This is a genomic window from Agromyces aerolatus (genome assembly GCF_031432255.1).
Lineage (GTDB): Bacteria > Actinomycetota > Actinomycetes > Actinomycetales > Microbacteriaceae > Agromyces.
Genome location: NZ_JAVKGQ010000009.1, coordinates 38882 through 49587 on the forward strand (window position 1 = coordinate 38882; position 10706 = coordinate 49587).

Genomic DNA, 10706 nt, shown 5'->3' on the forward strand with positions numbered 1-10706 from the left:
CGATCCGACCGATCCCGACAGATACGGAACCATGCAGACTGCCGACATCCGCCAGCGCTGGCTGGACTTCTTCGCCGCGCGCGGCCACACCGTCGTGCCCTCGGCTTCGCTCGTGTCCGACGACCCGACGCTGCTGTTCACCGTCGCGGGCATGGTGCCCTTCGTCCCGTACCTCACCGGAGTCGTGCCCGCGCCGTATCCGCGTGCGACCAGCGTGCAGAAGTGCATCCGCACGAACGACATCGAAGAGGTCGGCAAGACGCCGCGGCACGGCACGTTCTTCCAGATGAACGGCAACTTCTCGTTCGGCGACTACTTCAAAGAGGGTGCGATCACGTTCGCGTGGGAGCTGCTCACGACACCCGAGGCCGACGGCGGCTACGGCTTCGCCCCGAAGGATCTGTGGGTCACGGTCTACGAGGACGACGACGAGGCCATCGAGATCTGGGAGCGCGTCGCGGGGCTGCCGCCCGAGCGCATCCAGCGGCTCGGCAAGGACACGAACTACTGGCACACCGGCCAGCCCGGCCCGGCGGGCCCCTGTTCCGAGATCTTCTTCGACCGCGGCCCCGCGTACGGCGCCGACGGCGGTCCCGCGACCGACGACGACCGCTATGTGGAGATCTGGAACCTGGTCTTCATGCAGTACCTGATCGACGACGTGAAGTCCAAGACCGACTTCCGCATCGTGAAGGAGCTGCCGAAGAAGAACATCGACACCGGCATGGGGCTCGAGCGCGTCGCGTTCCTCAAGCAGGGCGTCGACAACATGTACGAGATCGATCAGGTGCGTCCCGTGCTCGACCGGGCCGCCGAGATCTCGGGCCGGCGCTACGGCGCCGACCACGAGGACGACGTGCGCATGCGCGTGATCGCCGACCACGTGCGCTCGTCGCTCATGCTCATGAGCGACGGCGTGACCCCGTCCAACGAGGGGCGCGGCTACATCCTGCGCCGGTTGCTGCGCCGGTCGATCCGCGCCATGCGCCTGCTGGGCGTCGAGGGCCCGTCGTTCCGCGAGCTGTTCGCCGCGTCGCGCGATGCCATGAAGGCCGCGTATCCCGAGGTCGAGCGCGACTACGCGCACATCGAGCGCCTCGCGCTCGGCGAGGAGGCGACGTTCCTCCGCACGCTCGAGGCCGGCACCGAGATCCTCGACGTGGCCGTCGCGAAGACCAAGCAGACCGGGGGAGCGCTGGCCGGCGACACCGCGTTCCTGCTGCACGACACGTACGGGTTCCCGATCGAGCTCACGCTCGAGATCGCGGAAGAGGCCGGCCTCTCGGTCGACCGGCCGGCGTTCGACGCGCTCATGTCCGACCAGCGTTCGCGTGCGAAGGCCGACGCGAAGTCGAAGAAGAAGGTGCTCGCCGACCTCTCGGTGTACGGCGAGTTCCGGGCACTGGGTGAGACGATCTTCCGCGGCTACACCGACCTCGCGACCGAGTCCACGGTGCTCGGCCTCCTCGTCGACGGCCGGCCGGTGCAGGTCGCCACAACCGGGCAGACCGCCGAGATCATCCTCGCCGAGACGTCGCTCTACGCGGAGTCCGGCGGACAGGCACCCGACCGCGGCAGGATCGTCGGCGACGGCTTCGAGCTCGAGGTGCTCGACGTGCAGAAGCCCGTGAAAGGCCTGATCAGCCACACCGTGAAGGTCACGCGCGGCGAGGTCGGCGTCGGCGTCGCGGCGACGTCGCTCGTCGACGAGGACTACCGCCGCGGCGCGACCCAGGCGCACTCGGGCACGCACCTCGTGCACGCGGCGCTCCGTGAGGTGCTCGGGCCGTCGGCGCATCAGTCCGGCTCGTTCAACAAGGCCGGCTACCTGCGTCTCGACTACGGCTGGAACCAGGCGCTCTCGCCCGAGACCCGGAGCGAGATCGAAGAGGTCTCCAACGCCGCGATCCGGTCCAACCTCCAGGTCGTGACGCGCGAGATGCCGCTCGACGAGGCCAAGTCGCTCGGCGCGATGGCCCTGTTCGGCGAGAAGTACGGCGACGTCGTGCGAGTGGTCGACATCGGCGGCCCCTGGTCGCGTGAGCTCTGCGCGGGCACGCACGTGTCCACGAGCGCAGAGGTCGGCATGATCAACATCGTCGGCGAGTCCTCGGTCGGTGCGTCGAACCGGCGCGTCGAGTCGCTCGTCGGCCTGGACGCCTTCCGGCAGTTCGCATCCGAGCGCGCGCTCGTGAACGAGCTCACGCAGAACCTGAAGACCCGCCCCGACCAGCTCGTCGAGCGGGTCTCCGAGCTCGCGGCCAGCCTCAAGGCGGCCGAGCGCAAGATCCAGGCGTACGAGGCCAAGGCGCTGAACGATCGCGTCCCCGCGCTCGCCGAGCGTGCCACGCGCGTGGGCGACGTGCTGCTCGTGGCCGAGTCGGTCGGCACGCTGGGTTCGGGTGACGAGGTCCGCTCGCTCGCGACCGCGGTCCGGGCGCGGCTCGGCGATGCCGCGGCGGTCGTCGCGCTCGCGGCCGAGGTGGGCGGCAAACCCGTGGCGATCGTCGCGACGTCGCCGGCAGCGCGCGACGCCGGTGCGAACGCGGGTGCGCTGGCCAAGGCGATGGCGAAGACGCTCGGCGGCGGTGGCGGGGGCAAGCCCGACCTCGCCCAGGGCGGCGGCAATGACGTGTCGGCGATCCCGGCCGCGCTCGAGGCGGCCCGCGCGGAGCTCGGGCGGTAGCGATGCGGCCGGGGGTGCGTCTGGGCATCGACGTGGGGCGCGCACGCGTGGGCGTCGCCCGCAGCGACTCGGCCGCGGTGCTCGCGGTGCCCGTCGAGACCGTCGCGCGCAGTGCCGACGGCGACGCCGATCTCCGTCGCATCCTCGAGATCGCCGACGAGCACGGCGCGATCGAGCTCGTCGTCGGTAACCCGCTGTCGCTGTCCGGCGCGGTCACCGCGTCGACCGAGGACGCGATCGCGTTCGCGGCACGGCTCGCGGGCGCCGCAGGCGCCGACCGGCCGGTCCGGCTGGTCGACGAACGACTGTCCACCGTCACGGCCCAGCAGCACCTGCGCGCGTCGGGAAAGAAGGCGCGCCAACAGCGTCCGGTGATCGACCAGGCGGCCGCGGTTATCATTCTTCAGCATGCAATCGATGCCGAGCGGGCGTCGGGCAGTGCACCCGGCCGGGTGCTTTCCAGCGACGAAGGGCCAGTTCCCCCGTGACCCAGCTTCCCCCTGCGCCACGAGATCCGCGCGACGACGACGGTGGTGGTGGCGACGAGTGGCACGCCCTTCTGCGCGGTGAGATCCCTCGCGGTGCCACCACACCTGCGACGCCGGACCCCGAGCCGACCCGGTCGGCCTCAGCCGGGCCGACGCCGCCCGCGGCTGAGACGGGCGACCCCGACCGGCCGCTGACGCGGCGCGAGATGCGCGAGGCCGAGCAGCGGCAGTTCGCCGAGGCCGAAGCCATCCGGCTCATCGTCGCGGCCGACGTCGACGCCTCGCAGACCCCCGCAGCGGATGCTCCATCAGGCGGTCGTACGTACGCCGTGGGCTCGAGCTCCGTGGGCTCGAGCGACGAGCCGGCCGAACGCATGCGGCCGGCCCGCACGGCGCTCGACGAGCTCGTCGCCTTCGAGCCCGAGACCGACCCCGGGCGTCGCCCGAGCCGCGCGGAACGACGTGCGGCCTCGAACCACCCGAACGACACGGAACCACCGCGCCGACGGCGCGGGGCATGGGGCTGCGTCGTCGGCCTCGTCGTGGTCGTGGCGCTCGCGGTCGTCGCCTTCTTCGTGCTCCAGGGCCCGATCACCGCGCTCATCGACCGGTTCACGCCCGCCGCCGACTATTCGGGCCAGGGCACGGGCGAGGTGCTGTTCCAGGTCGAGGAGGGCGACACCGGCACGAGCATCGGCTCGCGGCTCGTCGAGCAGGACGTCGTCGCGTCCGAGGCGGCGTTCCTCGAGGCGATCGACGAAGCGCCCACCGCGGTGACCTTCTATCCGGGCGTGTTCCGGCTGGCCGAGCAGATGAGCGCGCAGGCCGCGCTCGCGGGGCTCACCGACGAGGCGAACCGGCTCGAGAACACGGTCCTCATCCGCGAGGGCATGTGGGCCGACGACGTGCTGGCCGAGGTGTCCGCGGTGCTGCAGATCCCCATCGAGGAGCTGCAGGCCGTCGCGGCGAATCCGCAGGCGCTGGGCCTGCCCGCCGAGGCGACGAGCCTCGAGGGCTTCCTGTTCCCCGCGACCTACACGTTCGACCCGGGCGTGACCGCGCAGCAGGTCGTGCAGCAGATGGTCGACCTCAGCCTGCGGACCTTCGACGCCGCGGGCGTGCCGGCCGAGGACCGGTATCGGGTGGCGACCATCGCGTCGCTCATCGAGCGTGAGGGTCTCCCGCAGGACTTCGGCAAGGTGTCGCGAGTGGTGCAGAACCGACTCGACGAGGGCATGCCGTTGCAGTTCGACTCGACCGTGCACTACGGCATCAGCGATCACTCCGAGGTCACCACGACCGACGCGGAGCGTGCCGATGCCGGCAACCTCTACAACACGTACGTGCACCCGGGGCTCCCGCCCGGCCCCATCGGCAACCCGGGCGCCGAGGCCATCCAGGCGGCGCTCACCCCCGAAGAGGGCCCGTGGCTGTACTTCGTGACCGTGAACCCCGACACGGGCGAGACGGTCTTCTCGGTGACCTACGCCGAGCACGAGGCGGCCGCGCAGCGGTTCTACCAGTGGCTCGAGGACCAGCCGGCCGATGGCTGAGCGCCGGCTCGCGGTGCTCGGCAGCCCGATCTCGCACTCCAAGAGCCCGGCGCTGCATCGCGCGGCGTACGACCGGCTCGGACTCGACTGGTCGTACGAGGCCGTCGAGGTCGACGGGCCGGCCCTGCCGGCGTTCCTCGGCGGCCTGGCGCCGGACTGGCGCGGGCTCTCGCTCACGATGCCCCTGAAACAGGACGTGCTGCCGCTCGTCGACGAGCTCGACCGGGTCGCCCGGCTCACGGGCGCGGCCAACACACTGCTGCTCGCCGACGACGGGCGCCGGCTCGGGTTCAATACGGACGTCGGCGGCATCGTGCGGGCCGTGCGCGAGGCCGGACGCTCCGCGGTCGCGCGCGGCGTGCTCCTCGGCGCCGGCGCGACGGCGGCCTCGGCCCTCGCCGCGCTGCACGAGCTCGGCGCGGCCGAGGTGACGGTCTTCGCCCGGACGCCCGGGCGCGCGGCGCCGATCGTCGCGCTCGGTGCACGGCTCGGGGTGGCCGTGCGGGTCGAGCCGATCGACGCGCTCGGTCGTGCGCCGGGCGCCGACCTCGTCGTGAGCACCGTGCCGGGTGGCACCGAACTGCCGCACGAGGCATCCGTCGCCCTGCGCACCGAGGCGACCCTCTTCGACGTCGCCTACGACCCGTGGCCGAGCCGGCTCGCGGTCAGCTGGCTCGACGCGGGCGGCGAGGTCATCCACGGGCTCGGCATGCTGCTGCACCAGGCGCTGCTGCAGGTGCGCGTCTTCGTCGCGGGCGACCCCGCGACCCCGCTCGCGGGCGAAGACGAGGTCCTCGCCGCGATGCGCGCCGCGGTCCTCTGAGCCTTCCGTGCCGGCCGCATGGCCGATCGGGCCCTCCCGCCTGTGGAAGGATGAAGGCATGCTCCGTTGGCTCACCGCCGGAGAATCCCACGGCCCTGAGCTCGTGGCGATCCTCGAGGGTCTTCCCGCCGGCATCCCCGTCTCGCTCGACCAGATCCGCGCCGATCTCGCGCGCCGCAAGCTCGGCTACGGCCGCGGTGCGCGCATGAAGTTCGAACAGGACGAGCTCACGATCTCGGGCGGCGTGCGGCACGGCCGCACGCTCGGCAGCCCGGTCGCCCTGCGCATCGGCAACAGCGAGTGGCCGAAGTGGCAGGAGGTCATGAGTGCCGAGCCGGTCGACGATGCGAAGCTCGGTCGCGGGCGCGGCGCGCCGCTGACCCGTCCCCGTCCGGGGCACGCCGACCTCGTCGGCATGCAGAAGTACGACTTCGACGAGGCCCGCCCCGTCCTCGAGCGTGCGAGCGCGCGCGAGACCGCGGCCCGTGTCGCGCTCGGCGCCGTCGCGCGGTCGTTCCTCGCCGAGCTCGGCATCCGCCTCGTCTCTCATACGATCGCGATCGGGCCCGTCCGGGTGCCTGAGGGCGAGCCGGTGCCGCACCCCGACGACGTCGACCGCCTCGACGCCGACCCCCTGCGCTGCTTCCACGAGCCGACGAGCGCGGCGATGGTCGCCGAGGTCGACGCCGCCCACAAGGAGGGCGAGACGCTCGGCGGGGTCGTCGAGGTGCTCGCGTACGGCGTGCCGCCTGGGCTCGGATCGTACGTGCACTGGGATCGTCGTCTCGACGCGCAGCTGGCCGCGGCGCTCATGGGCATCCAGGCCATCAAGGGCGTCGAGGTGGGCGACGGCTTCCTCACCACCACGCGTCGCGGCTCGCAGGCGCACGACCCGCTGCATCTCGCCGACGACCGCATCGTGCGCGACGGGAACCGCTCGGGCGGCACCGAGGGCGGCATGTCGACCGGTGCGGTCCTCCGCGTCCGGGCCGGCATGAAGCCCATCGCCACGGTGCCGCGCGCGCTGCCCACGGTCGATGTGGCGACGGGTGAGCCGGCGCCCGCGCACCATCAGCGGTCCGACGTCTGCGCGGTGCCCGCCGCGGGCGTCGTGGCCGAGGCGATGGTCGCGCTCACGCTCGCGAACGCGGTCCTCGAGAAGTTCGGCGGCGACTCGGTCGGCGAGACCGCCAGGAACCTGCGGGGCTACCTCGAGGCGATCCCCGACGCGCTCGCGACGGCGGGCGCCGACGTCGACCGTGGCTGACGCCGCCCGCATCGCCCTGCCCGTCGTGCTGATCGGGCCGATGGGCGCAGGCAAGTCGCGCGTCGGCGCACAGCTGGCCGCGGCGCTGGGCGCGCCGTTCGTCGACACCGATCAGCGCATCGTCGCGCGGTACGGGCCCATCGACGAGATCTTCGCGCGCGAGGGCGAGGAGTACTTCCGGATCATCGAGCGCGAGATCGTCGCCGAGGCGCTGCGCGAGCCCGCGGTGGTCGCGCTCGGCGGGGGAGCGGTGCTGCACCCAGAGACGCGCGCCGACCTCGAGTCGCTCGCGGTCGTCCTGCTCAGGGTCGACGCCGAGGCCGTCGAACCGCGGCTCGCGGGCGGCACGCGTCCGCTCATCGCCGAGGGCGGCATCGAACGCTGGAAGCGCATCCTCGCCGAGCGCACCCCGGTCTACGAGTCGCTCGCCGATCTCGACCTCGACACCTCGCGCCGTCCGGTCGCGAGCATCGTCGCCGACCTCACCGGACGACTGGGAGAGCTGCCATGACGACCGACGACCGCACCACCATCCGGGTCGGCGGCGACGACGGGTACGACGTCCGCGTGGGTCGCGGCGTGGTCGCCGAGCTCGGCGACGCGCTCGGCCAGACGGTGCGCAAGGTGCTCATCGTGCACCCCGCGACGCTCGGCGCCCGCGCGGCCGCGATCCGCGAGGAGCTCGCCGACCGGTTCGAGGTGCTGCTCGCCGAGATCCCCGACGCCGAGGCGGGCAAGCGCGTGGAGGTCGCCGCGTTCTGCTGGCAGATCCTCGGGCAGGCCGACTTCACGCGCAGCGATGCGATCGTCGGCATCGGCGGCGGCGCCGCGACCGACGTCGCGGGCTTCGTCGCGGCGACCTGGCTGCGCGGCGTACGCTTCGTGCTCGTGCCGACGTCGGTGCTCGGCATGGTCGACGCCGCGATCGGCGGCAAGACCGGCATCAACACGAACGAGGGCAAGAACCTCGTGGGCGCCTTCCACGCGCCCGCGGCGGTGCTGTGCGACCTCGACCTGCTCGACACCCTGCCGCGGAACGAGATCCTGGCCGGCTTCGCCGAGATCGTGAAGGCCGGGTTCATCCGCTACCCCGAGATCCTCGACGTCATCGAGGCGGACCCCGAGGCGGCGACCGACCCGGCGACGCCGCAGTTCCGCCGGGTGGTCGAGCTCGCGATCCGGATGAAGGCCGAGGTCGTCACCGACGACTTCCGGGAGTCCGGGGTCCGCGAGATCCTGAACTACGGGCACACGCTCGGGCACGCGGTCGAGCACGCCGAGCGGTACCAGTGGCGGCACGGCGCGGCGATCGCGGTCGGCATGATGTTCGCCGCCGAGCTCGGGCGGCTGAGCGGCCGGCTCTCCGACGAGGTCGCCGACCGGCACCGTCGCATCCTCGACCTGCTGAGCCTGCCCACGAGCTACCCCGCCGGTCGCTGGAACACGCTGCTCGCGACCATGCAACGCGACAAGAAAGCCCGCGGCGGCCAGCTGAAGTTCATCGTGCTCGACGACCTCGGCAAGCCGACCTCGATGCTCGCACCCGACCAGTCGCTGCTGTTCGCGGCGTACCAGGAGATCGCGTCGTGAGCGGCGCGGCTCCCGCGCGCATGCGCCTCATGAACGGATGCCTCGCGGCTAGGCTCGTCGCGTGACCACCACCATCCTCGTCTTGAACGGCCCGAACCTCGGCCGGCTGGGCTCGCGCGAGCCCGAGGTGTACGGCAGCGACACGCTCGCCGACATCGGAGCGCGGCTCGAGGCATCCGTGCCCGACGGCGTTGCGATCGAGCTGCGGCAGACCGACGACGAGGGTGAGCTCATCGGCTGGCTGCACGAGGCGGTCGACCGCGGAGTCCCGGTCGTGCTGAACCCCGCCGCGTTCACGCACTACAGCTACGGGCTGCGCGATGCCGCCGCACTGCTGAAGCAGGCGGGCATCCCGCTCGTCGAGGTGCACCTGAGCAACCCGCACAGCCGGGAGACGTTCCGGCACACGAGCGTCATCTCGGGGGTCGCCTCCGGCGTGATCGCCGGGTTCGGGGCGGAGTCGTACCGGCTCGCGGTGGACTGGCTTCTGCGGGCGAACAGCTGAGTCGACTACACTCGATCAGTCGCACGCGCACGTGCGCACCCGCACGCCGACGAATCAGCCCGGCCGGCGGCCATCCGTCTGACTTCCACCAACCGATCGGATCAGTTTCCCCATGGCATCGACCGCAGACATCAAGAACGGCGTCGTCCTGAACATCGACGGCCAGCTCTGGAGCGTCATCGAGTTCCAGCACGTCAAGCCGGGCAAGGGTGGCGCGTTCGTGCGCACCAAGCTGAAGAACGTGGTCACGGGCAAGACCGTCGACCGGACGTACAACGCCGGTGCGAAGGTCGACATCGAGAACGTCGACCGTCGCGACTTCACCTACCTCTACAACGACGGTGACGGCTTCGTGTTCATGGACGCGACCGACTACGACCAGATCACCGTCCCCGCGGCGACCGTGGGCGACGCGGCGAACTTCATGCTCGAGAACCAGCCCGTGACGATCGCGCTGAACAACGGCAACCCGCTCTACGTCGACCTGCCCGCGTCGGTCGTGCTCGAGATCACCTACACCGAGCCCGGCCTCCAGGGCGACCGGTCGACGGGCGGCACCAAGCCCGCGACCGTCGAGACCGGCTACGAGATCCAGGTGCCGCTCTTCCTCGAGGCCGGCACGAAGGTCAAGGTCGACACCCGCACCGGCGACTACCTCGGGCGTGTGAACGACTAGTGAGCGCCCGTACGAAGGCGCGCAAGCGCGCCCTCGACCTGCTGTACTCCGCCGACATGCGTCAGGTGCCGGTCGAGCAGATGCTCGCGACCGAGGCCGAGCGCGCGGTGAACGAGCCCGAACGCCAGGCGTCGTGGCTGTACGCGCGCGAGATCGTCGACGGCATCGTCGACCACCGCGACGAGATCGACGAGCTCATCGAGACGCACTCGCGCGGGTGGACGCTCGAGCGCATGCCCGCGGTCGACCGTGCACTGCTGCGCATCGGCGTGTGGGAGATCCTGCACAACGACGAGGTCCCCGACGCGGTCGCGATCAGCGAGGCGGTCGAGGCGGCCACGGTGCTGTCGACGGATGACTCGGCGGGGTTCGTGAACGGCCTGCTCGCCGCGGTCTCGCACGCGAAGGGCTGAGGCGCCGGTCCTCGGTGTCCGGGACCGGTGTCCCGGTTCCCGTTCGGGGATGGCCCCGAGGAAAACTCAGCGGTGTTCCGGGCGACTCGGTCGCGTCCGAGCGATGGGATGAATGTGCTGCCGCATCCGGCTGCCACTCACCCGAAGCTCTCGAAGGAGCACCCGCATGTCCACCACCACCATCGGCACCGGACGCGTCTCGACCGCGACCGGCCTCGACACCGTCCTCGACCGGGCGAACGCCGCGCAGGCGGTCATCCAGCGATTCCTCGCCCGCGCCGGCGTGCCCGCGCTGCGCGTCTCGCTCGGACTCGTCTTCCTCGTGTTCGGCGCGCTGAAGTTCCTGCCGGGCGTGAGCCCCGTGGAAGACCTCGTCACGCGCACCTGGAACGCCCTCTCGTTCGGCCTCGTCGACGGCTACGCCGCCATGGCGCTCACCGCCGGACTCGAGGTGTTCGTCGGGCTCACGCTCGTGACGGGCGTGCTGCTCCGCGTCGGGCTGCTCGCGCTCGCAGCCACGTTCGTGGGCATCTTCTCGCCGCTCGTGTTCTTCGCGGGCGAGCTGTTCTCGGTCGCCGGGCCGACGCTGACCGCGCAGTACATCCTCAAGGACGTCGTCCTCGTCGCGGCCGCCATGGTCGTCGCGGCCGCCGCGCTGCGCCGCCCCATCGGCCGGCGCCGCTGACCCGCGGGTGCAGCCCGAGG

At 71.8% G+C, this 10706-nt stretch carries 11 protein-coding genes; all 11 read left to right on the forward strand.

Annotation, left to right across the window (positions count from 1 at the left end; translation table 11 throughout):
* Positions 1-31 precede the first annotated feature (31 nt).
* Positions 32-2686 (forward strand): alanine--tRNA ligase, encoded by a 2655-nt coding sequence (gene alaS, locus RH864_RS12290; RefSeq protein WP_310517846.1) that lies wholly within the window; start codon positions 32-34, stop codon positions 2684-2686.
* Positions 2687-2688: 2 nt separating this feature from the next.
* On the forward strand, positions 2689-3174 hold the full coding sequence (gene ruvX / locus RH864_RS12295) for a Holliday junction resolvase RuvX (protein ID WP_310517847.1): 486 nt from the start codon (positions 2689-2691) through the stop codon (positions 3172-3174).
* On the forward strand, positions 3171-4727 hold the full coding sequence (gene mltG / locus RH864_RS12300) for an endolytic transglycosylase MltG (RefSeq protein WP_310517848.1): 1557 nt from the start codon (positions 3171-3173) through the stop codon (positions 4725-4727). Before ruvX ends, mltG begins: the two co-directional genes overlap by 4 nt.
* Positions 4720-5550, forward strand: coding sequence for a shikimate dehydrogenase (locus RH864_RS12305; RefSeq protein WP_310517849.1), 831 nt, complete (start codon positions 4720-4722; stop codon positions 5548-5550). The genes mltG and RH864_RS12305 overlap by 8 nt, the downstream gene beginning before the upstream one ends.
* Before the next feature lie 58 nt (positions 5551-5608).
* The gene (gene aroC / locus RH864_RS12310; protein ID WP_310517850.1) at positions 5609-6817 is read left to right on the forward strand and encodes a chorismate synthase; all 1209 of its coding nucleotides are present in this window, start codon (positions 5609-5611) and stop codon (positions 6815-6817) included.
* On the forward strand, positions 6810-7328 hold the full coding sequence (locus tag RH864_RS12315) for a shikimate kinase (RefSeq protein WP_310517851.1): 519 nt from the start codon (positions 6810-6812) through the stop codon (positions 7326-7328). Before aroC ends, RH864_RS12315 begins: the two co-directional genes overlap by 8 nt.
* On the forward strand, positions 7325-8407 hold the full coding sequence (aroB, locus tag RH864_RS12320) for a 3-dehydroquinate synthase (protein ID WP_310517852.1): 1083 nt from the start codon (positions 7325-7327) through the stop codon (positions 8405-8407). The genes RH864_RS12315 and aroB overlap by 4 nt, the downstream gene beginning before the upstream one ends.
* 61 nt (positions 8408-8468) lie before the next feature.
* Complete coding sequence (locus tag RH864_RS12325) at positions 8469-8912, forward strand: type II 3-dehydroquinate dehydratase (RefSeq protein WP_310517853.1); 444 nt, start codon at positions 8469-8471, stop codon at positions 8910-8912.
* Between the two features lie 112 nt (positions 8913-9024).
* On the forward strand, positions 9025-9588 hold the full coding sequence (efp, locus tag RH864_RS12330; RefSeq protein WP_310517854.1) for an elongation factor P: 564 nt from the start codon (positions 9025-9027) through the stop codon (positions 9586-9588).
* The gene (gene nusB, locus RH864_RS12335) at positions 9588-10001 is read left to right on the forward strand and encodes a transcription antitermination factor NusB (protein ID WP_310517855.1); all 414 of its coding nucleotides are present in this window, start codon (positions 9588-9590) and stop codon (positions 9999-10001) included. The genes efp and nusB overlap by 1 nt, the downstream gene beginning before the upstream one ends.
* Positions 10002-10167: 166 nt before the next feature.
* Complete coding sequence (locus tag RH864_RS12340) at positions 10168-10686, forward strand: DoxX family membrane protein (RefSeq protein ID WP_310517856.1); 519 nt, start codon at positions 10168-10170, stop codon at positions 10684-10686.
* The last annotated feature ends 20 nt before the right edge of the window (positions 10687-10706 follow it).